We start from the raw sequence: 21,296 nt of genomic DNA, 5'->3' as shown, positions 1-21,296 counted from the left end.
TGAAAGGGTGCTTCAGTCTGAAACCTTTTCGACCGTGGCGCGTGCCTTTTCAACAGCCTCTCTGGCTGCATCACCGGTATCCTGCGCCATCCCCAGCGCTTCCTGCAGGCGATCACCCCAATCGCTGAGCACGTCCACTGCATACTGCAGGCCACTCAGCGCGTCGTGGACATGCTCTCGGGCGTCAAACCAGTCAAACAGCATAAACGCCACGATGCCAAGCAGAATCAGCACCACGGCCCAGATGCATTTGCTCATTTCTGATAGACCCCTTGAAGAATGTAGAAGCGTTTCAACAGCAGATTATCCAGATGGTGCAAGGTTTTCTCGGTTATGGCACGAATGGCTTTCGTTTCAGCCGTCTGCGCTGTCGTGCCCTGCTTGCGCACGTGATAATTGAATTGAGCAAATGGCACTTCATTGGCATCAGCAAGACTAATGCGCCCCTGAACTGTCACTTCGACCCCACCGTTAAATGCCGTAACCTGTCGCTGCGCATCGTAGAGCACAAACACATCCGGCATCCCCTGCAGATTCAGGCCCTGTTCTGCCAGCAACGTGCGTAGCCCGGTCTCTACCGTTGCATCCTTGGACAGGTTGGCACGCACCTCGATGGTAAACTTACGCATCAACGTCTGCAACTTGCCAAGCAGTGTAGTGGCATAGATATCCTGCACACGCCGATCATAATCCATCGGCAGGCGCTGCAGCACGCGCTCATACAGCTGCCGCTCCAGCAGTAGCGGATAAGCCGGCAACAGGTATTGAATCTGGACCAGACGAGGCTGCGAATCCGGTACGAAACGGTACGCCAACAGCACCTGATCGATTTTGGCAATGCGCTCAGCCAGTATTTTGGCCAGCGCAGCGCGATCCACCTCTTTGGTCACCTTCAGTGTATCCTCTTTATAGGTAACTTTTGCCATAAAGGTGGGAAGCTCGATCGGGGGGATTGCGTCCGCCCGCCATGCCATTTTGCCCAGCAGACGCTTTTCATATAGCGAAAGATGAGCCTGCAGACGTTCCTGCTCAGCTTGAATCACTTCCTCGAGGAAATGTTTCTGCAGTTGCGTCACAGCCTGCTTTTCCAGAGCAGCCTGCGCCTGAGGCATCTGTGTCTCATCAGGCAAAGTCTGGCTGACCGTCACTTCAAATGCGCCCCCCTGCGCTTGCACGGCCTGAGCAGATGGCGCTTTTTTATCGCCAGGAAAATAGCTACACCCGATCAATGAATACAGGGCCAGTACGGCAAACACCCCATGTAGTCGTTTTCTTCCGCCCATGGCTTTATCCCTTGTGCATATTGTCGCGGTAGTGGCTTACACGCGACTGATGCGACTTTGATGTTCTATGCGGATAAAGCAAGGACGACGACAGGCGCCCAGTTGAGTGGCCAGCTGATGAGCTGCATACCAGACCGAAATCAATCCACGCGCGCCATGCCCCAGCGAAAAGGCCTGCTGCCGGGCAGCATCCACACCGATGATCGGCATATGATCTCGCGTGGTTGGCCGCAGACTGACACGTCCTTCCAGCGTATCACCCAGTTCAAGCTCAGGACAGGCCTGCGCCAGAAGCTGGCGGTTATGCGCATGTCCCTCCCGCGTGGGGATGGTTTGATCCAGCGCCGTTTTTTCGAACGTTGCGCCGGTAATCAACCCCATCGTGGTCGGCACGCTATAACCCTGATGAACCAGGGGCTCATGCAGTGCTGGCATAGAGCCGCTCAAGCGACTGACCTGTCCCTTAACTGGCCGAATTGCTGACCGAAGCGGGCTCTCTCCAACACCAGTCGCCCAAATTGTCATCGCTTTATCCAATCCTCTCGAATGAACGTCTGCTTTTTGACGCTTCATCTCGATGCGTGGATGGTCAAGCAAATGCTGTACCAACTTGGGCGGAGAAAGCCAGCCGCCTTGTGGATAATGCACTGCATTAAAAGCTGTTTTACACGGTTTTTCAACAACATGGAACAAATCATGATCCGGAAACCGGTGCGCGAATTTTTCAAAGCGCACCTGCCAGGCAGGGGTAACCAGAAGCTGATCCAAGCCGGACAGCCGACCGGCCACACCGGCAGCAATGGCGTCGCGCCAGCGCGGCAGCGCCTGCTCCAGCGCCAGCTGATACCACTGACTGCGCAGGCTCCAGTCCGCCGTTACCAGCGGGTGCAGCACACCTGCCCAGTTGCCGGAGGCACCCGCGCCAGGGCTTTCGGCTTCGTAAACCGTCACCGCCATCCCAGCGTCCGCCAGCACCCGCGCCGCCGCAGCGCCCGCAAGACCTGCCCCTACAACCTGCACCTGCTCGGGTTTCTGCAAACGTTGACGTGGTGCCCCTGCGGCGAAATGACCGCAAATCATTTCGCGCTTGCGGCCGAAACCCGGCACCTTGTCCACCGCGAAACCCGCCGCCTCAAGGCCACGGCGCACCACACCGGCCGCGGTAAAGGTAGCAAACGTGGTTTCGGCATGGCTCAGTCGCGCCATCTGCTCATATAAGGGCGCCGTCCACATGTCCGGATTTTTGCTGGGCGCGAACCCATCCAGATACCAGGCATCCACGCCACCGGGCACCTCGAGATCTGCCAAGCCCTCATGGACATCGCCAAACCACAGCCACAGCAAAATATTGTCAGCGATGGGTACATGATGCCAGCCCGGTGTCAGCGGCGGATATCCCGCCTGCAGCTGCTGGGCCATGACCGCCAGCTCAGGCCAGGCTGCATGAGCACGGATCAGGTCGGCTCTGCGCAGGGGAAACTTTTCGAAAGAGATGAAATGCAGCACTGCATGCGGCGGTGCCGTGCGTTGCCAGTGCTCAAAAGTCAGCAACGCATTAAGGCCGGTGCCAAAGCCCGTTTCAGCAATGAAAAACGCATCCTGCGCTTGCGCAAAGCGCGCCGGCAGACCATTATGCTTGAAAAAGACGTATTCACTTTCTGCCAGGCCGCCATCACGGGAAAAATAAACATCGCCAAACGCATCAGATTCTGGCGTGCCGCCTTCACGCCACTGAATGCGTGCGGCCTGCAAACCTGGATTTTCAGAGGAAGCTGTTGACATGAAAAAGACCCTGACGCCTGAGCAACATTACATCTGTATAGAATGCGGCACCGAACCGCCCTTTTCCAGCCCATTGCTGCAGGAAAAGCGTCCCGGCACCTACCAATGTGTCTGCTGCGGCGCACCGCTGTTTGCCAGTGCGGACAAGTTCGACTCTGGCAGTGGCTGGCCCAGCTTTACCGCGCCAATACATCCCGACGCTGTGCGAGCGCTGGAGGATCGCAGTCACGGCATGATCCGCACCGAAGTGCGCTGCGCCCAATGCGATGCGCATCTTGGGCATGTCTTTCCCGATGGGCCGCCGCCTACCGCACTGCGCTATTGCATCAATGGAACAGCCCTCCAGTTCGCAGCGGATCCCGATTAAGGCACCTCCGCAAATGCCACAACCAATCAGACTTTTTGAATTACAGTCCATAAAAAAGGAATGTCAGGACAGACAGATAACAACAGGTGATGACCCGTATCAAAATCTGTTATGGCCTATCATGCAAAAAAATTAGCAGTACGGGATCACATGCCTATAATGTGGTTTTAAATCATTTCAGCAAGACTGCCAAATGCAATCACCGCCCCTGATGATGCCATGGCTCCAGTATAGCGAGCAGAAGAGGCCTTTACCGGCAACGAAGCATCATATGGAGCGCTTGCGACGACACGTTTCGCCTTTCAGGTGCACCATAAGGCCCATTCCGGTATTCCTTCAGCCGCATCGCCTGATTGGTGGTGTTCTGGTGTACCATTCAGTGCCAGCCACCGCAGCCCCCCCCAACACGGTTGACACGCAGGCCGGCCTACTGCTTCTGCTTTGCCTGCTTCTCGCCCTGATAATCAGCTTGCTCCTCTACCATCGTCACCATCTTAAGACGCTCAGGACAGCAACGTACACACAAGATGCCCTTGAAAAGAACTATTCCCTGCTGGAAACCGTGTTCACCCACTCGCCCATTGGCATGATGGTGCAGGACCAGGCGCGGCGCATCATACGCAGCAATGCCGCGCTTGAAGCCATTCTGGGCATTCGCCCCGAAGTTCTGGACGGAATGGGAACACCGCTGAGCAGCCTGATTACCGACGAAACTGCCCGCCAATCGCTGCTCAGAGCCTATTACGATCTGCTCACCCACCCCGGACACCTGCTTAAGGTCAAGCTTCCCATTCGCAGCATCAATGGCCAGGAAAAATGGGTAGTGGTTTCCGCCCAGACACTGCTGGAAAACAACGAGGTCAAGGGGATTTTCTGGCAGGTGGAAGATATCACGCGCGAGGAAAACGCTCTGCGTGAACTGCAGCGCGTATCCAGCCTGGACCCCCTTACCGGCACCCTGAACCGCCGCGCATTCATGCAGCTGTGGCGACGTGAACGCGGCCGGGCGCTACGTAATAAAACCCCGCTCAGCCTGATCATTATCGATCTGGATCATTTCAAGCAGATCAACGACCGATACGGGCATCACTTCGGCGACGAAGTGCTCAGACACACTGCAAAGATCATGCAACACCATACCCGGGATACGGATATGCTCGCCCGTTTTGGTGGGGAAGAGTTTGTTCTGCTGCTTCCGGACACGGATTTACAAGCCGCTCTAGAAGTGGCTGAAAAGCTGCGCACAATACTTGAACAATACACCATCAAGCCGGACACACAGCAATCCATTACCATCACCTTCAGCGCCGGTCTCGCTCAATGGCAGCCTGAAGAATCCTTTGATGGCCTCTACAAAAAGGCCGATACCGCCCTTTATCGAGCCAAGCAGGCCGGTCGCAACCGCGTCAAAGTCTACGCCACCCCGGCAGCCTGAACCATCAAAACGGTGGGGCAACGCATTCAATCGTCACGCAAAAATTTCCAGCTTCACACCCTTCGCAGACTCGCTGCATCAGCGAACAGCCACCGCATCCCCCCCGCAGATCCGCCATGTGGTCGAATACACATCGGTGCTGCACGCCCCATGCCAGCCCTCGGTCGCAAGCCCCCTTCTGAGGACCGTCACGCCCTGTGCCCTCACGGTGTAAGCCGCCTAGCCGACAACCGCCCTGTCCAGCCGACGCAGAGGTTTACTGAACCGAAACAGGCACGCCCAGCAACGTAGCAATGCGCGCCCTGACCGCTGGCGAGTTAGTCCCTATAGTGCTGTAAATTGAATTGGCCACCGTGGCCTCCTCACCGTAGGATTGATGTTGCAAAACATTAACCAACCGAAAGGAGAAAACACGATGGCCGAGTACAAGATTACGGTAAACGACACCCTGTTGTCCAATCTGCTCACAGGTGACAGACAGGGACTGGGAGAACTGGTGGGGAGCGTACTCAATCAAGTGCTTAAGCTCAGGCCGAAGAATCAAGGTGCGCGAACAGCAGCGGGTTGTGACCAAGGCGGTCCTGCTGGTCTCGGGCATTAATGCCGAAGGCTATCGCGAGGTACTCGGCATCCGCATGGGCGACAAGAGAGGCGGATGTGAATGGGTGGAGCAAGTGATCAAGTCTAACTAGCCCGGCTAGTCCCCCCGACGTTTGAGCTGCGCCTGAAACTCGTCCAGCGTCATTTCCACCACACCGTCGCGCGGGCGGTTCGGGCCCTTGATAATTTCCTGTCCCGCCCAGGCATGCCCATGCACCACCTCGTAGGTGGCGGGCACACGCCCGTCGGGTTGACGAAAGACTTCGTAGGCTTCCAGCATGCGTTGCAGGGTACCCTTGCCGGTAAGCCCGCGCCGGTCATTGGGCGCGTAGGTAGCGCCCAGCGCCTTCAGATCCTGAAGCACCCCCATTGGCACGTCGTAGGTCAGGGTAAAATGCTCCACATCCATTACCGGCTGGGCAAAACCGGCGCGGATAAGCGCATCGCCCACGTCATGCATGTCGATAAAGGTGTTCACATGCTCGCGGCTATCCACCTGCGCCCAGGCGGCGCGCAGCTCTTTCAGCGTATCCGGCCCGAAGCTGGTGAACATGAGCAGCCCTTCGGGGCGCAGCACACGGCGCAGTTCGCGCAGCACGGCATCGAGATCCTCACACCACTGCAGCATCAGGTTGCTCACCACCAGATCAAAGACGCCATCGGCAAAGGGGAGCCGGGCGGCGTCCGCAGCCACCAGCTGCGCCGGACAGCGGGTCCAGCCCAGCCGTTCGCACAGGCCGCCCAGCAACGGCCAGCGGGGGCGCTGCAGCTTGCCGTGCGCCCAGCGCAGCATAGCTTCGGACAGATCCACCGCCACCACCTCGGCGTCGGGGTAACGGGCGAGCATTTTTTCGGTGAGGATGCCGGTGCCGGCGCCCACATCGAGAATGCGCTTTGGCGCGAGCGTCACCAGATCGAGGCGTTCGTCCAGATGGTCGGCCACGGCACGCTGCAGCACCGCTGCCTCGTCATAGCGAGCCGCGGCACGGGAAAAGTGCTGTCGTACGCTGTGGCGGTGCGGCATCAAATACGAATGATCTTGTGCACAATGGGAATGCGCTTGAGGTGACGCATCAGTTGTGCCAGATGTTGGCGGTCACGCACGCTAATCTCGAAGCGCATCAGGCTGAGGGTGTCGTCCTTGTCCTCGGACTGCACGTGAGCGATGTCGGTGCCGGTCCTGGCGATGGCGGTGGCGATTTCCGCCAGCGCACCGCGACGGTTTTCCACCTCCAGCTGGATAACGCTCTTGTAGGTGCCCGCCACTTCGGGCTCCCACTTTACATCCAGCCACTTGTCGGGCTGGCTGCGGTAATTCTTGACATTGCGGCAGTCCTGACGATGGATGACCAGCCCCTTGCCGCTGGAGATAAAGCCAATGATGGCATCGCCCGGAATGGGGTGGCAGCAGTTGGCAAAGCTGACCGCCAGCCCTTCGGTGCCACTGATGGCCAGTGGCTGGTGCGATGCTTCCTGCTTATCGGCGGGCATGCTCTCGCCGTGGAGGAAGTCGTGAATCTGCTTGGCCACCAGTGCGGCATTGCGCTCACCCAGGCCGATCTTCTCCAGCAGTTCCTCCCAGCCGTTCATCTGTAGTGCGCGCATGAGCCGTTCGCGGGTTTGCTCATCCAGCTGTTCACAATGAATATTGAACGGCAGCAGCGCCTTCATCAGCAGGCGGCGTCCCAGTTCCAGCGCGCTGGCCTGCGTCTGCTGCTTGAGGAAGTGGCGAATCTGCGTGCGCGCCTTGGGGGTGACGACGAAATCGAGCCACGCCGGGTTGGGCTGCAGCTCCTTGCCCTTGATGATCTCCACCGTCTGTCCGCTTTCCAGCGGGGTGCGCAGCGGCATCAGCTGACGGTCGATGCGACAGCCGATGCAGGCGTGCCCCAGGTTGGTGTGCACCTGATAGGCGAAGTCCACCGGTGTCGCACCACGCGGCAGGGTGACGATGTCGCCCTTGGGCGTGAACACGTAGATCACGTCCGGGAACAGGTCCACCTTGACGTTTTCGAGAAAATCCACCGAGTTGCCGGCACTCTGCTGAATCTCCAGCAGGTGCTTGATCCACTCCTGCGCCTTCACTTCCACTGGGGACGGCTGCACCGAGCCCTTCTCCTTGTACTCCCAGTGGGCGGCGATGCCGTGCTCGGCCACCTCGTGCATCAGTTCGGTGCGGATCTGCACCTCGATGTGGGTGGAGTTGGGGCCGAACACCACCGTATGCAGCGACTGGTAGCCGTTGGGCTTGGGAATGGCGATGTAATCCTTGAAGCGCCGCGGCAGCGGCTTGTAGAGCTGGTGCACCGCACCGAGGGCACGATAGCAGTTGTCCACGCTGTCGGTGATGATGCGGAAAGCGAACAGATCGCGCACTTCGGCGAACTTCATGCGCTTCTTGCGCATTTTCTTGTAGAGGCTGTACAGATGCTTTTCACGCCCCTCCACACGGCCGGGGATATTGTCCTGCTCCAGCCGGCGGTTGAGGGTGTCGCTGATCTGCTGCACGATTTCTCGGCGCGGCCCACGCGCCCTTTTCACCGCATTGGCGAGCACGGCGTAGCGCCACGGGTGCATGGCCTTGAAACCGAGATCTTCCAGCTCGATGCGAAAGGCGTTGATGCCCAGACGGGCAGCAATGGGGGCGTAGATGTCCAGCGTTTCCCGCGCGATGCGCCGCTGCTTGTCGGGGCGCATCACGCCAAGGGTGCGCATGTTGTGCAGGCGGTCCGCCAGCTTGATGAGGATCACGCGGATGTCGCGGCTCATGGCCAGCATCATCTTGCGGAAGTTTTCCGCCTGTACCTCCTGGGGCGAGCGGGTTTCCAGCTTGCCCAGCTTGGTGACCCCATCCACCAGCTCGGCCACAGTCTCGCCAAACGTCTCGGCGATCTCATCCTTGCCAACGGGCGTGTCCTCCACCACGTCGTGCAGCAGTGCCGCGATCAGACTAACCTTGTCCAGCTGGATTTCTGCCAGAATGGTGGCCACCGCCACCGGGTGCCAGATGTAGTCCTCGCCGGACTTGCGCTTCTGCCCGGCGTGTGCCGCGGCGGCGAATTCGAAGGCGTGCTCCACCTCGGCCACCTGCTCTGGCGGCAGATAGGTGCTGGCGGTTTCCAGCAATTGCTGCAGGGGGGTATCCTGCAAATCCGGGGACGTGTGCAGCGCAGGCACGGGCGGCTTCAGTCCCAGCGACTGCTGCGCCGCATCGAATGTGAGGTGCTGGCCCGCCTCGCCGCCCAGGTCAGACATGACTGATCAGCCGAATACCGGCGGCGTGTCGGGATCGTTGAGCACCACCTGCGGGTCGATATTGCCTTCCGCCAGTTCGCGCAGGGCGATAACGGTGGGCTTATCCCCCTCCCGTGGAACGGTGGGCTCAGCGCCATATTCGATCTGGCGGGCGCGCTTCGCCGCCACCAGTACCAGCTCGAAACGGTTTTCAACCTTGTCGAGGCAATCTTCTACAGTCACGCGTGCCATGGAGCAAATCCTTTTATATGCGGTTCAAAACACATATTATAGCCGCTTGTGGATAACTGTCTCTCAGAGATAAGCGGAGGAACCGCCCCATGCGCATGATTTTCGCCATCCCGTCCCTGCTGTGGATTCTGCTCGCCTATCTGGGCATCGTCTATCTGGGCGGTGGGGGCAAGACGCTCTATGAAACGATTATTACATTCAAGCTCTTTTCTGGGGCAACGCTGGCGATCACCACGGCCGGCCTGCTGGTGCTGGTCGGACTGGTGTTCCTGTTTTTCGAAGTGATCAAGGCGACACGCCCGAGCAACATTTCCGTAATCGATCACATGCTCTCCACCCTGGTGTTCATCGGCTTTCTGATCGCCTTTATCGCGATGCCGGCGGCGGGCAATCAGTTCTTTCTGATGCTGCTGATAATGAGCCTGTTTGACGTGATGGCCGGCTTTACCGTCTCCATCGTCAGTGCACGGCGCGATATCGGGCTGGAGGACAAGCAGCTTACAGATTGAGCGCGTCGAAATAACGCCGGGCGATGCCCTCGGCTTCGGCGTGCAGCAGCGCCCGGGCGCGCTGCCCCAATGCTTCGCCCTGCTCGGGGTGACGCACCCACGTGGACAGCACATCCAGCGCTTTTTCCGGGGTTTCGGTCTGCAGCAGTGCATGCTGCTGCAGGAACAGGGCCGTTTCCGCCTCAAAGTCGCCCATATCCGGACCAGTGATGACCGGCAGCCCCAGCGCCGCAGCCTCCAGAAAGTTGTGGCCACCAAACGGGGCAAAGCTGCCCCCCATGACCACGCTGTGCGCCCCAGCTATCCAGCGGGTCAGGTTGCCAAAGCGGGTTTCGATCAGACAATCCGCCTCAGCGTTGCGCGCCGTCTCGTCCGAATCAACAGCGCACACTCGCAGGTCGGCATCCTCGGCCTTACGAACCATCGCGTCCACGTCCCGCGTGCGCCGCGGCACCACCACCCAGGGAAGTAAATCCTTGCGCTCAGCGATGGCCGGAAAAAAGGCGTCCATCTCCTCAACATAGGCCGAGGCGAAAAGATGATAAGGCACCTGCCGCAGGGGCTGGGGTGACGCGTCCGCCAGCAGGCGCGCACTGTACCATTTCAGGTTACCCAGCACCGCAATGCGTTCGGCGGGCACACCCAGCTGCTCGAACCACGCGGCGTCTTCCTGCCCCCGGGCCAGCACACGATCGAACAGCGGCACGACTTCACGCCACAACCGCCTCAGCAGTGTCGGCGCACGACGGTTTCTGCCCCCCACCCGGGCATTGATCAGGGTAATGGGCACACCCGCGGCGTGTGCACTGGCGAGCATGTTGGGCCATAGTTCGCTTTCCAGCAGCCACAGGTGCTGCGGCTGCAGTCGCTGCAGCAGATCACGCATATTCCCACGGGTATCCAGCGGCAGCCAGCCCCACGGCACCTGCTCGCCATACAGCTGAATGAGCTTGTCGGCACCGTTTGCACTGAAGACGGTGACATAGAATGGCGTGCCGGTCTGCTGCAGTCGCTGAATGAGGGGTTGAGCGGCCGTCACCTCGCCAGCCGAGGCGCAATGCAGCCAGATGGGGCGTTTTTCGGCAGTTTTCCACCGAGTTTCGAGGGCGGAAAAATCGGGCGGTGAAAAAAGTCGGGGACCCCCCTGTCGCGCACGCTGCAGGCGGGATTCCAGCCAGGGAGACAGCAGCGCAAGCAGGGTGGAATAGGCGGCGCGCATCAGCCGGTCAGCAGCTGCTCGATACGGCGCAGGTCTTCAGGCTCGTCCACTTCCGGACTGTCGTGGGCACTTTCCACCACCTTGATGCGGTAGCCGTATTCCAGCGCGCGCAGCTGCTCGAGCATTTCCAGCTGCTCCAGCTTGCCCTGCGGCAGGTGGGCAAAAATGTCCACAAAGCGCTTGGTGTAGGCATAGACGCCCAGATGCTTGAAGTGCTCGCCGTGTTCGGGGTTGTCACGCCCCCACGGAATGGTGGCGCGGGAAAAATAGAGTGCGAAGCCCTGCGCATCGCACACCACCTTCACATCCTTCGGATCGGTGATTTCGCGCGGGTCGCGGATGCGGTAGCTGAGGGTAGCCATTTCAAAGGCACCATCATAGTCGGCCGCCAGAAAGGGGGAGACCACCGCCTCGATGGATTCTGTAGCCACCAGCGGCTGATCACCCTGCACGTTTACCACGATGTCCTCGTCACTCAACCCCACCGCATCCGCCGCGCGGGCAATGCGATCCGTGCCGCAGGTGACGTTTTCCGGTGTCATGATCACCTCGGCACCAAAGCCGTGTGCGGCGGCGGCGATGTCTTCGGAATCGGTGGCGATATAGGTCGCATCCAGATTGTGCGCAGCCGCCACCCGCTCGTAAACATGCTCGATAAGCATCTTGCCGGCGATCTTCTCCAGCGGCTTGCCCGGCAGGCGACTGGAAGCGAAACGGGCGGGGATAAAGGCGACGATGCGACGCATGACTTACATCCGCCTGTAGAGATCGGTGAGCAGTTCGTCCGTAACCTTCTCTTCCCAGCCTGAACCATAAACGTTGTCCCACAGCGGCGCCAGACCCTTGGCGATCTGCACCATGCGGGCGATTTCCTCGTCAGACCAGTTTTTACTGAGATTTTGGGGCAGATCAATATCGTGTTTTTTCACCATTTCGCGGAACTCGGCCACGCCCTCGGGATAAAACTCGTCCAGCACATTGAAGGCAATGCAGTTGCCGATGCCGTGACGATAGCCGAACACATAGGAAAGTCCGTAGCTGAGCGCATGGCAGGCGCCCACCTGTGAATAGGCGATGCTCATGCCGCCCATCCAGCTGGCCATCATCAGCTTGTCGTCCTTGTCGGGATGGTCGTCGAGATAGACCTGGCGGCACAGTTCCATGGCCTTTTCGCCGTAGGACTTGGAGAACTCGTTGAGATAGGTGCCTTCCAGCGACTCCACGCAGTGGATGTAGCAGTCCATGCCGGTGTAGAACCACTGGTTCTTGGGCACGTCGCGGATCAGCTCAGGATCCAGCACCACCTGATCGAACACGGTGTAATCGGAGTTCAGTCCCAGCTTTTTCTCCGGGCCGGTGAGCACGGCAGTGCGCGAGGCTTCCGCGCCGGTGCCGGACAGTGTGGGCACACCCACATGGTGCACGGCGGGGTTTTCGATCAGATCCCAGCCCTGATACCTGGCCGCACCGCCCGGGTTGGTGAGCATCAGCGACACCGCCTTGGCGATGTCCATCACCGAGCCGCCGCCGATACCCACCACACTCACGGGCAGCTGCCCGTCGCGATAGCGCTGCACCAGGTCGGTCAGCGCATCCACGTAGGTGGTCTTGGGCTCTTCGCCGACGTCTGCCCAGAGGATCAAATCCTGCTCACGGGCGGGCAGACGGGTTTCGGTGTCCTTGCCGCGCTGGGAGGGATCGACGATAAACACAGCAAAGTCGTCGTCCGACGTGCGCTGTTCATCGACCACGTCCACCAGCTGGTTATAGGCGCCGCGGCCAAAAATGATGCGCGGCACGGTCTTGAAATTGCGAAACTTCATTACTTCAGCACCTCGTTGAATGCATTGATGCGCTGCTCGATCGCCGCATCATCCCACTTCAGGGAAATGAGCATGGAGAGCGTGCGGCTGATGATGTCGTCGGACCTGGGCAGTTGCACCTGCGCATAGTCCGGATGGGGCATGTCGTGAATGGGCAGACGGCTGGGCGCCTTCAACTGCTTGATGTGATCCCAGTTGCGCAGGTAGTGCCAGTTGTTGTCCCACCAGTAGAACACGCCGCCCACCCGTTCGTTGAGTGCCCTGGCCACTTCGCGGGCACGGTCCTCGTTGGGCAGCATGAAGCTGAGGAAACCGGCGTTGTCGCCCTCGGGATCGGGCAGATGGCGCAGCGTCACTTCGCCAAAGCTTTCCAGCGCCGCCTTCAGTTTCGCCTTGTTGCGGCGCTGAATGTCCAGAATGGTATCCAGCTTGCGCAGCTGCGCCACGCCCACGGCGGCATTCATCTCGCTGATGCGGTAGTTGGTGCCCAGAAAGGGGTGACCTTCCGCACCGCGGTCGGAACCCACATGGTCATGACCGTGGTCGGTGAACATGTGCGCCTTTTCGTAAATTTCATCGGAATTGGTCAGCACCGCACCGCCTTCGCCGCAGGAGATGGTCTTGACCGAGTCGAACGACAGCGCACCGGCATCGCCGATGGTGCCCAACGCGCGCCCCTTGTAGGTGGCGCCGGTGGCCTGACAGGCGTCTTCGATCAGGATCAAGCCGTGGCGATCGCACAATGCCTTGATGGCATCCATGTCCGCCATACCGCCGCACATGTGCACCACATTCACCGCCCTGGTGCGCGGGGTAATGGCCGCTTCAATGCCTTCTGCGGACAGACACAGGGTTTCATCAATTTCCGCGAAAACCGGCACCGCACCCGCCATCAGCACGGCTTCCACAGTAGCGACAAAGGTAAATGGCGGCACGATCACCTCATCGCCCGCGCCCACGCCTGCACATACCAGCGCCGTATGCAGGGCGGTGGTGCCGCTGGAAACCAGATGGGCATGGCGTACCCCCAGCTTGTCGCACAGCATCTGCTCCATCTCCCGCGCCTTCCACACGCCATGGCGCATGGCGTCAAAGTTGTAGCGGAAAGTAAAGCCCTTCTCCATCACCTCGAGCACTTCATCGCGCTCGCTGCCGTCAAACAGCTCAAATCCTGGCATGACCCAATCCCTGTTGATTAATCTTTGCATTATAACCGCCTATCACACGGGCACAAAAAAGGGGGCGCGAGCCCCCGTTGAAACCGCGGTGCCTCAGGCAGCAGGCGAATGTCGGCTGATAGACGATTACACCTTCGCCAAGCGCCCCAGATAGGATTCGATCGGCTGCCCCGCTTCCAGCCAGCCGAGAATGCCGCCGGTGAGATTGCGCACATTGGTGAAACCCAGCTTCTGCAGCTGCTGGCCCGCCAGCGCACCCCGCGGCCCCTTGAGGCAGTAGGTAACGATGGGGGCATCCTGTCCATGCACCCTGGCGATCTTCTCGATTGCCATGAACTCCAGCTTGCCGCGCGGGATGGTCAGCACCGTCTTGCCCGGAATATGGCCCGAGGCAAACTCTTCCGGCTCGCGCACATCCAGCAGAACGACCCTATCCAGCTCGCCCGCCAGGGCATCGACCGAAATCGCCGGCACTGCGGCCATGGCTTCCTCGACCAGCGCCCGGAAGTGGGCATTGAGCATCGCCTCGTCGCAACGGGCGCCATACTGTTCCAGCTTGGTGTGCAGATTGGTTGGCATATCCATATTCCCCTCCTTTTTGCATGAGCTTTATTTCATCATACACCTTATTTGGAACTGCGCCAAACACCCTTCATAATGTCGTCAATCTCTGCCCAAAAACGTGTGATACCGTTGAAATCGACCCAAATGGGAGGACCCAACCATGCGTAGGATCATCAAGACTTCACTGCTGGCGGGCGCCATCGCCCTGAGCCTTGGCGGTTGTGCCCAGAACGACCAGAACATGCGCGAGGCCAAGCACGCCGGTGCCGTTGCACTGGGCGCCCTGGCGGGCATCATGGTGGCCAACCAGTTCAGCGACAACCCTGTGGTGAAGGGCGCCGCGGGGGTCGCCGGCGGCTATATCGCCCACAAGATCTATGAAGATCTGAACAAGGACTTTCAGAATGACCCCAACGTTGAGGTCAAGCCAGTCACAGTGGACGGTCAGAATGCCATCAACGTAAGCCTGCGCAATGTCCATTTCGCGGTCAACTCGGCCAGCCTCTCCTATGAAGACATGCAGAAGCTGGACAAGATCATCCAGACCATCCGCGACAAGGACGTGGACGTGTTGGTGATCGGCCACACCGACAGCACCGGAGCGGATGACTACAACCTGCGTCTATCGCTGGCACGGGCCAATGCGGTGAAAGAATACATGGTGCGCAAGGGCATTCCCGCCAACCGCATCGCCACCCGCGGCAAGGGTGAGCGCGAGCCCATTGCCGACAACAGCACACTGGAAGGACGCGCCATGAACCGCCGCGTGGAAATCTATTTGGTGCCCCGCGGCGAAGCACAGCGCCAGCAGCAGTCCTACCCGCAACCGGCACCCGAGCCGACACCGCGGCGCAGCACCCCGCCTGCCGAGCGCATCTGACACAGTCCGCCCCGCCCGTGCGGGGCTTTGTGTATCATAGGCGCCCCAAAATCGCGGATTAACCATGGATCTACTGCTCGACCTTGGCAACAGCGCCCTCAAGTGGGGCTGGCTGGATGACACCTTCCACCCCGGCGGCAAAATCGCCTGGCCCACCCTGCCGGAACACGTGCTGGACGCCATCGATGCCACCCGCCCCGATGCCTCGGATACACCCATCGAAACCATTTGGCTCGCCAATGTGGGACCGCGCCCACCGCTGTATGCCCTCATCACCGCCCTCAAAAGCCGCTATCAGGCACCCGTGGAACAGGTATGGTCGGAACCGGAATGCTGCGGGGTCCGCAATGGCTATCAGGACTTTTCCCAGCTGGGCGTGGACCGCTGGCTAGCGCTGATCGGCGCGCGCAAGCTGCGCCGCACCCCCAATCTGCTGGTGGTGGATGCCGGCACGGCGCTGACCGTGGATCTGCTGATCAAAAACGACCATCAGGGCGGGCTGATCACGCCGGGTGTCGAGCTGATGCAGCGCTGCCTGACGCAGAATACCGCCAACCTGGCCCGCGCACTGGCCAACTCGCCGGAGACGCCAGCGGAAATGGGACTGGGGCGCACCACCCGCGACGCCATTGTGGCCGGCACCCATTACATGACCGCCGCCTGCCTGCAGACCCTTTACGCCGACCTCAGGGCCACGCTGCCGGACGGCAAGCTGGAATTGATCCTCAGCGGCGGGCAGGCGCAGGTGCTCAAGCCGCTGCTGGCCATCGACAGGCTGGTCATCGCCGATCAGCTGGTGCTGCACGGCCTGGCGGCGGTGGCTCGGCAAGCGAAAAAACAACAAATGGAAAACGCTGATGCGTCTTGATCTGCTCTGTCACGGTGAAATCGTCAGCGACGCCTTTCTGTGCGGCAGCCGCTGCGATGCCCATCTGAGCGCACGCGGACTGGGCCAGATGCGCAAGCGCCTGATCCGCCGCCGCTACGCCGTCGTTTATACCTCGCCCGCCACACGGTGCCGCGCCTTTGCCGAGGAATGGGCGGACACGCATAATCTGAAGGTGGACGCGGTGGAAGATTTGCGCGAACGGGACTGGGGCGAGTGGGACGGCCTGCCGCTGGAAACGATCCAGAAGCGCTGGCCCATCGAGCTGGAAGCCTATCTGGCCGCCCCCTTTGAGGTCACGCCGCCCGGGGCGGAGCCTTTCGAAGCCTATCAGCAGCGTATCCAGCGCACCTTCGAGCAGCTGCTTGGGAGCGGTGCCGACCCGGCGCTGGCCGTAACCCACGCGGGCGTGATCAAGCTGTGCGCCCAACAGGTTCTCGGCTTTGACAACGCGCACCTGTTCCATTTCGGCGTGGAACCGGCCAGTCTGGTCGGTTTTGCCGCCGTGGGACAGTTTGTGCGCCTTGAGCAGCTGGAAAACGACTGAGCCACCCACGAGCGCGTGTGCAAGCTGAATTCCGACCAGGTGCCATCACATGTCAGGCTGACTCGGCCGCTGCTTCCTGCTGGCGCTTCTGCACCGTGGCGATAAAATCCTGTAACGGGGCAAAATCCCGCTGATGCACGGAATAGGCGCCATAGAGCGTTGAATGCAGCCCGTCCTCGCCCAGCTGCGCCACCGGCAGGTGCGCAAACGCCGGCTGACTGGCCACCAGCCAGCGCGGTAGTACACACACGCCGCGTCCCGCATCCACCAGCTGCAGCATCATCAGCGTCAATTCGGAAAAGCGCAGGCTTTTCGGGCGTACTCCAGCCGGGCGCAGAAACTTGCGGAACACATCCAGTTTTTCTTCCGGCACCGGATAGCAGATCAGGGTTTCCTCAGCCAGATCGTCCGGCTCCACCACAGCTCGGGTCGCCAGCCGATGGTCGGATGGCATGACCAGCACCTGTTCGTAGCTGAACAGCGGCTCGAACACCCACTGCCGGCTGGGCTGGGGATCCGAGGTAATGACCAGCTCGCAGCGGTGTTCAGCCAGCATCTCCAGCGCGCTGCGCGTCAGACTCGGCAGGATATCCAGATCCACCTGCGGCCAGCGCGCCTGAAAGTCCCGCACCACCGGCATCAGCCATTCAAAACAGCTATGGCACTCCACTGCCACAAACAACCGCCCCGCCTCGCCACTGGCCATGGCGCGCAGTTCCATCTGCGCCTGCTCGATGCGCGGCAGCACCGACTGCGCCGTGCGCAGCAGTACCTGCCCCGCAGGCGTAAAGCGCAGCGGACTGGACTTGCGCTCAAACAGCACAAAGCCCAGCTGCGCCTCCAGTTGCTTCAGCTGATGAGACAGGGCAGACTGGGTCAGGTTCAGACGCTCGGCGGCACGGCTGACGGAGCCGGTCTCCGCCAGCGCCTGCAGCGTGCGCAGATGGCGCAGCTCGATCATGAAGGACTCTCATTGTGAATAACCGCTGCATGCAATTTTATCACCGCACAACCTGCGCGATGCCACCCGATAGGTAAAGTGAAAACGCGCCTGCTCACGCCTTTTGATCAGGCTTGCCGCCCAAAACGAAAAAACCCGGCACACGGCCGGGTCGGTACGGGTCGATCACGTTGGTTAGCGCTTGTCGTGCTTGTGCTCAAACACCTTGTTTCGCAACGCGGAGATGGCCTTGTCCAGCTTGAGGAAACTCTCCTTGCCCGACTCGTCGCCCTTGAGCTGCTTGCGCAGCGTCTCGAGCGTTTCGTAGAGCTCGGGATAATCCTCCTTCACATGGCCATAGCCAAGGATTTCGGCCATCTCGAGCTGGTAGCGGGCGCTGTCCACCAGCTGCAGGAGCTCATCCCTGTCGGTGTTCTCCTGCTCGCTCTGCTTGCGCGCCTGCTCAAGCAGCAGCTGCGCCCGCACCAGCGGCAAGGGCACGATATTCTCGAGCGTCACCACCCGGTTGAGGGCGGCAATCAGCGCCTGACGCGCCTCGTCGAGCGAGCCCTTGTCGATCAGGGGCACCACGCGCTTCACATACGCCGGGAAATCGGCCAGCGGCAGGAAGTCGTTGTACAAAACCACCTCACTGGCCAGATAGCGCATGACATGACGCGCGGCCTGAATATCCCCTTTCTCCAGCAGCTTCTTCGCCTTTTTCTCCGCGTCCTTGATGGCGTCGATATCCGCATGGATATCGATCACCTCGGAACGCTGACCCAACGGCAGCAGCTGCAGTTCAGGATGGCGGGCAACAAGAATCTCCAGCTTGCCGAGTAATCCGGCCAGCGCCTCAATGGCCTCGGCAGGCTTGTTCTCCTCCAGTAACTGGAGCACCTGACGGGTTTCCGCCAGCACCTGCACCGCCTCCTCAACAGGCGCTTCTGCCGTCTGCTGCTGTTGTGCGCGGCCTTCGGCTTCCGCCTCGGCACGCACCGCTTCGTTTACGCGATCATGGGCTTCGGGTTTCTGGATATCCCGTTCGCGTACGGCTTCCTGGCTTTTCTTGTTGCTCATCGTTAATCTCCTGAAAGTGAAAGTCACCACCAGAAGACCACCGCCTTCCGGCAGTGCGAAACATGAATGAGGTCTGTCATTGAAGTTTCAAGAGGGTTGCTCAAAATGCGCCACGATGGGCGCATGATCGGAACAGTCCGTGGGCAGCACACACGCCTCGGTCAGCACAAGACCGCGGTAAAACAGATGGTCGAGCACCCGCCCGCGATGCGCCTTGAGATGCTGCATGCCGTGCGGGGAAGCATGTGTCAGATCAAGCGCCGCCATGCGCCACTGCAACGTGGCGAGCCGGCGCCGACTCCAGGTATTGAAATCCCCCGCCACGATCAGCGGCCCGGCATGGGCCTGCAGCGCGAGCAGAAGCCGCGACAGCTCTTCCTCGAAAATGCGATGGCTACGCGACAGCAGCATGTGCACATTGAGCACCCAGAGGGTCTCGCCGTTGGCCAGCGGATGTGTGCTCAACAGCGCCGCCTTGCGCGTAAGCAGTCGCAACTCCCGGCGGCGCGTCAGCACCTGCTGCAGCGGTTTCATGCGGTAACGGCTGCCCGTCCACACGCCAAAGTGGGCGCTGCGGGTGCGCAGATTGGGCGTCATGACACCATCCACATCCGGCGCGCACCGCACCTGCCAGGCCGCCTCCTGCAGCAGCCAGATATCGGCAGACGGCATATTGCATTGTCCCAGCGCCGCCTGCACCGGCAACTTGTGGACATTCCACACCAGCACGCTGAAGCGCGGCGGCAACACGTCGGTGGCAGTGAACCGGGGAACGGGCGAGCAGCGGGGCTGATAGGGTGCGCGCATTACAGAATGGGGGTCACGATACGGGCCAGGTTTTCGCGCACATGGGCAACCCTGCCCGGCGGCGGTTCGTAGGGCACGCTCTCTGCGGCCAGCCGGTCGAGTTCGTCGCGCAGGGCGTCCAGCATGGGGCGGTGATAGGAAAAGGTCACCATCTCGTAGTTGATCAGCAGCGAGCGGTAATCCAGATTGGCAGAGCCGATCATGGTCAGTGCGCGGTCGATTATGAGCGCCTTGGCGTGCAGCATGGCGGGCTGATAACACAACACTTCGGCGCCCGCCTCCACCAGCTGACGCATGTGGGGCGCGCGACCAAGGTCGAAGATGAGATGATCGGTCTGTTGCGGTGTCAGCAGGCGCACGTGCACGCCGCGCTTGCGCGCCAGCAGCACAGCTTCGAGCACCGGCTCATCCGGAATGAAATAGGGCGTGACGATATCCACCTGATGCTTGGCGCGATAGAGCCCCTGCAACAGCGCCTCGCGCAGACTGTCTTCCGGAATGTCCGGCCCCGAGGGCACCGCCTGCACCACCTGTTCATCCACTGGCGCGGTTTCCAGATGATCAAAGGCAATAATCTGACCGGTGGTGTAATGCCAGTCCTGCGCAAAGGTTTCAAGAAAGGCGTGTACCGCCGGGCCCTGCATGCGGTAGGTGAGATCCACCCACGCCCCTTCATGCTCCGGGTCGAGATACTCGGCGGCCAGATTGATGCCCCCTGAAATCAGCGTGCGCTGGTCAAACAGGTAAATCTTGCGATGGTTGCGCAGGTTGATGCGGCTGCGAAACAGACTCGACAATGGCTGAAAGAAGGCCACCTGTCCACCCGCCGCCTGCAGCTCGGCAAATACACCCCGGCGCAGCCAGGCATTCAGGCTGCCAAAGGTGTCGATCAGCAGCTTGACCTGCACACCATTGCGCGCCTTGTCCGTCAGACGCTTCAGCAGCGCGCGTCCGGTCGCATCCGGCTCGAAAATATAGGTTTCCAGATAAATGCTGTGCTCGGCCTGCTCAATAGCGTCGAACAGCCAGGCGCGGGATTCGCCCGGCGAAAAGACACAGTCGATGCGGTTGCCGCGCATGGCGGGCGGCACGCCATCTGCCACCAGCACATCATGCACCGCCTGCTGCGTTGCCCCCTTGAGCGGCACTGGCTCACGGCTCGCGAACGCCAGCAGCGGCTTGAGCCGACGCGCAAATACCTTGCGCGAACCGAACAGCAGGTAAAGCAGCGCGCCCACGCCCGGCAGCAGCCACACTACCAGCAGCCAGATGATCAGCGTCTGGGTGGGACGCCGCTCATAGAGCAGGTGTCCCATCACCAGCAGCGCGAGTATCAGCTCGAAAAGGTAGAGACTGTCCATGCCCTGCATATTACTCCAATGCCCTTGAAACACCTACCATTGTCTCCATAACGTTTACAACACAAAACAAAACACTCAATCAAGGAGACAAGTCATGAGTCACATAATGGGAATCAGCCAGTTTGAACGCTTATTCCGCGCTGCCGCGTCGCTGGACGTGGACAAGAATGACCTCAAGCGCATGTCCGATTTTCTCAACAAAAAAGTTCACGACATGCTGCTGATGGCACAGGCCAAGGCCAAGGCGAATGAGTCCCCGGTCATCCGCAAGCTCGACCTGCCCCTGACCAAAGGGCTGCAGGAGAGCATGCACCAGTTCCGCAAGCTGGACGTGGCACTGGAAGTAGAACCCATCCTGCAGCAGCTGGAAAAGCTCCCGCCCATGGATCTGGAATATGCCGATGACCTGGTGGAAACCCTGCCGGACATCCTTGGGGGCCTGACCTATGCGCTGGCGAAAACTTTCAAGATCATCGACCCGACCTTGAAAAACCCGCAAACCAAGGATTGGGACAAGGCCGAAGCGCTGTTCGACCTGCTTGTCTGATT

Annotated in this window: 23 protein-coding genes; 8 read left to right on the top strand and 15 right to left on the bottom strand. The window is 60.3% G+C overall.

What is annotated here, in order from left to right:
- Positions 1-12: 12 nt before the first annotated feature.
- From BUQ81_RS00330 to mnmD, 3 genes are read right to left on the bottom strand one after another with little or no spacing between them, the layout of a single operon-like run.
- A complete protein-coding gene (locus BUQ81_RS00330) occupies positions 13-258 on the bottom strand; it encodes a hypothetical protein (RefSeq protein WP_074200415.1) in 246 nt (81 codons plus the stop codon).
- Positions 255-1,283, bottom strand: a complete 1,029-nt coding sequence (locus BUQ81_RS00325) for a hypothetical protein (RefSeq protein WP_143598433.1) — start codon at positions 1,281-1,283, stop codon at positions 255-257. Before BUQ81_RS00325 ends, BUQ81_RS00330 begins: the two co-directional genes overlap by 4 nt.
- A gap of 36 nt (positions 1,284-1,319) precedes the next feature.
- Positions 1,320-3,065: a tRNA (5-methylaminomethyl-2-thiouridine)(34)-methyltransferase MnmC2 gene (gene mnmD, locus BUQ81_RS00320; RefSeq protein WP_084188156.1), complete on the bottom strand. Its 1,746-nt coding sequence runs from the start codon at positions 3,063-3,065 to the stop codon at positions 1,320-1,322.
- Between mnmD and msrB the strand changes: the two genes are divergently transcribed.
- The 3 genes from msrB to BUQ81_RS08895 all read left to right on the top strand — a co-directional run bounded on the left by msrB (position 3,064) and on the right by BUQ81_RS08895 (position 5,559).
- Positions 3,064-3,432 (top strand): peptide-methionine (R)-S-oxide reductase MsrB, encoded by a 369-nt coding sequence (gene msrB, locus BUQ81_RS00315; RefSeq protein ID WP_200770518.1) that lies wholly within the window; start codon positions 3,064-3,066, stop codon positions 3,430-3,432. The two genes, mnmD and msrB, sit on opposite strands and share 2 nt — an antisense overlap.
- Before the next feature lie 469 nt (positions 3,433-3,901).
- Entirely contained in the window at positions 3,902-4,867 is a 966-nt protein-coding gene (locus tag BUQ81_RS00310; protein WP_159432241.1) for a GGDEF domain-containing protein, read from the top strand.
- 470 nt (positions 4,868-5,337) lie between these two features.
- Positions 5,338-5,559: a transposase gene (locus tag BUQ81_RS08895; protein ID WP_074200410.1), complete on the top strand. Its 222-nt coding sequence runs from the start codon at positions 5,338-5,340 to the stop codon at positions 5,557-5,559.
- A gap of 5 nt (positions 5,560-5,564) precedes the next feature.
- On the opposite strand, the gene bioC is transcribed toward BUQ81_RS08895, so the two are convergent.
- Genes bioC through rpoZ form a run of 3 tightly spaced genes read right to left on the bottom strand, consistent with a single transcriptional unit; the run spans position 5,565 to position 8,953 of the window.
- A complete protein-coding gene (gene bioC / locus BUQ81_RS00300; protein WP_074200409.1) occupies positions 5,565-6,491 on the bottom strand; it encodes a malonyl-ACP O-methyltransferase BioC in 927 nt (308 codons plus the stop codon).
- Complete coding sequence (locus tag BUQ81_RS00295) at positions 6,491-8,722, bottom strand: RelA/SpoT family protein (RefSeq protein WP_084188153.1); 2,232 nt, start codon at positions 8,720-8,722, stop codon at positions 6,491-6,493. Before BUQ81_RS00295 ends, bioC begins: the two co-directional genes overlap by 1 nt.
- Before the next feature lie 6 nt (positions 8,723-8,728).
- Positions 8,729-8,953: a DNA-directed RNA polymerase subunit omega gene (gene rpoZ / locus BUQ81_RS00290; protein ID WP_074200408.1), complete on the bottom strand. Its 225-nt coding sequence runs from the start codon at positions 8,951-8,953 to the stop codon at positions 8,729-8,731.
- An 89-nt stretch (positions 8,954-9,042) separates the two neighbouring features.
- On the opposite strand from rpoZ, the gene BUQ81_RS00285 reads away from it, so the two are divergent.
- Positions 9,043-9,462 carry a hypothetical protein gene (locus BUQ81_RS00285; protein ID WP_084188152.1) on the top strand — a complete coding sequence of 140 codons (420 nt, stop codon included), beginning with the start codon at positions 9,043-9,045 and terminating at the stop codon, positions 9,460-9,462.
- On the opposite strand, the gene BUQ81_RS00280 is transcribed toward BUQ81_RS00285, so the two are convergent.
- The 5 genes from BUQ81_RS00280 to BUQ81_RS00260 form a co-directional block, all read right to left on the bottom strand.
- Positions 9,452-10,681, bottom strand: a complete 1,230-nt coding sequence (locus BUQ81_RS00280) for a 3-deoxy-D-manno-octulosonic acid transferase (protein WP_074200407.1) — start codon at positions 10,679-10,681, stop codon at positions 9,452-9,454. The two genes, BUQ81_RS00285 and BUQ81_RS00280, sit on opposite strands and share 11 nt — an antisense overlap.
- Positions 10,681-11,427, bottom strand: coding sequence for a 3-deoxy-manno-octulosonate cytidylyltransferase (gene kdsB / locus BUQ81_RS00275; RefSeq protein ID WP_074200406.1), 747 nt, complete (start codon positions 11,425-11,427; stop codon positions 10,681-10,683). The genes BUQ81_RS00280 and kdsB overlap by 1 nt, the downstream gene beginning before the upstream one ends.
- Before the next feature lie 3 nt (positions 11,428-11,430).
- A complete protein-coding gene (locus tag BUQ81_RS00270) occupies positions 11,431-12,504 on the bottom strand; it encodes an iron-containing alcohol dehydrogenase family protein (protein ID WP_074200405.1) in 1,074 nt (357 codons plus the stop codon).
- Positions 12,504-13,682, bottom strand: coding sequence for a DegT/DnrJ/EryC1/StrS family aminotransferase (locus tag BUQ81_RS00265; protein WP_074200404.1), 1,179 nt, complete (start codon positions 13,680-13,682; stop codon positions 12,504-12,506). The genes BUQ81_RS00270 and BUQ81_RS00265 overlap by 1 nt, the downstream gene beginning before the upstream one ends.
- A gap of 126 nt (positions 13,683-13,808) precedes the next feature.
- Complete coding sequence (locus BUQ81_RS00260; protein ID WP_084188151.1) at positions 13,809-14,267, bottom strand: rhodanese-like domain-containing protein; 459 nt, start codon at positions 14,265-14,267, stop codon at positions 13,809-13,811.
- A 139-nt stretch (positions 14,268-14,406) separates the two neighbouring features.
- Here BUQ81_RS00260 and BUQ81_RS00255 point away from each other — a divergent pair, with 139 nt between their 5' ends.
- The 3 genes from BUQ81_RS00255 to BUQ81_RS00245 all read left to right on the top strand — a co-directional run bounded on the left by BUQ81_RS00255 (position 14,407) and on the right by BUQ81_RS00245 (position 16,559).
- The gene (locus tag BUQ81_RS00255) at positions 14,407-15,126 is read left to right on the top strand and encodes an OmpA family protein (RefSeq protein ID WP_074200403.1); all 720 of its coding nucleotides are present in this window, start codon (positions 14,407-14,409) and stop codon (positions 15,124-15,126) included.
- A gap of 64 nt (positions 15,127-15,190) precedes the next feature.
- Positions 15,191-15,994, top strand: coding sequence for a type III pantothenate kinase (locus BUQ81_RS00250; protein ID WP_074200402.1), 804 nt, complete (start codon positions 15,191-15,193; stop codon positions 15,992-15,994).
- Positions 15,984-16,559: a histidine phosphatase family protein gene (locus BUQ81_RS00245; protein WP_074200401.1), complete on the top strand. Its 576-nt coding sequence runs from the start codon at positions 15,984-15,986 to the stop codon at positions 16,557-16,559. Before BUQ81_RS00250 ends, BUQ81_RS00245 begins: the two co-directional genes overlap by 11 nt.
- 52 nt (positions 16,560-16,611) lie before the next feature.
- Here BUQ81_RS00245 and BUQ81_RS00240 read toward each other — a convergent pair whose 3' ends face one another.
- The 4 genes from BUQ81_RS00240 to BUQ81_RS00225 form a co-directional block, all read right to left on the bottom strand.
- The gene (locus BUQ81_RS00240; RefSeq protein WP_074200400.1) at positions 16,612-17,520 is read right to left on the bottom strand and encodes a LysR family transcriptional regulator; all 909 of its coding nucleotides are present in this window, start codon (positions 17,518-17,520) and stop codon (positions 16,612-16,614) included.
- 174 nt (positions 17,521-17,694) lie between these two features.
- Positions 17,695-18,579 (bottom strand): YfdX family protein, encoded by an 885-nt coding sequence (locus BUQ81_RS00235; protein WP_074200399.1) that lies wholly within the window; start codon positions 18,577-18,579, stop codon positions 17,695-17,697.
- Between the two features lie 87 nt (positions 18,580-18,666).
- Entirely contained in the window at positions 18,667-19,386 is a 720-nt protein-coding gene (locus tag BUQ81_RS00230; protein WP_074200398.1) for an endonuclease/exonuclease/phosphatase family protein, read from the bottom strand.
- A complete protein-coding gene (locus BUQ81_RS00225) occupies positions 19,386-20,747 on the bottom strand; it encodes a phospholipase D-like domain-containing protein (RefSeq protein WP_159432239.1) in 1,362 nt (453 codons plus the stop codon). The genes BUQ81_RS00230 and BUQ81_RS00225 overlap by 1 nt, the downstream gene beginning before the upstream one ends.
- Positions 20,748-20,841: 94 nt before the next feature.
- Here BUQ81_RS00225 and BUQ81_RS00220 point away from each other — a divergent pair, with 94 nt between their 5' ends.
- Positions 20,842-21,294 (top strand): DUF1931 family protein, encoded by a 453-nt coding sequence (locus tag BUQ81_RS00220; RefSeq protein ID WP_074200396.1) that lies wholly within the window; start codon positions 20,842-20,844, stop codon positions 21,292-21,294.
- The last annotated feature ends 2 nt before the right edge of the window (positions 21,295-21,296 follow it).

This window comes from Sulfurivirga caldicuralii, assembly GCF_900141795.1.
GTDB lineage: Bacteria > Pseudomonadota > Gammaproteobacteria > Thiomicrospirales > Thiomicrospiraceae > Sulfurivirga > Sulfurivirga caldicuralii.
The sequence above is the reverse complement of the archived record's forward strand: the minus strand, read 5'-3'. Positions and strand labels throughout refer to the sequence as shown.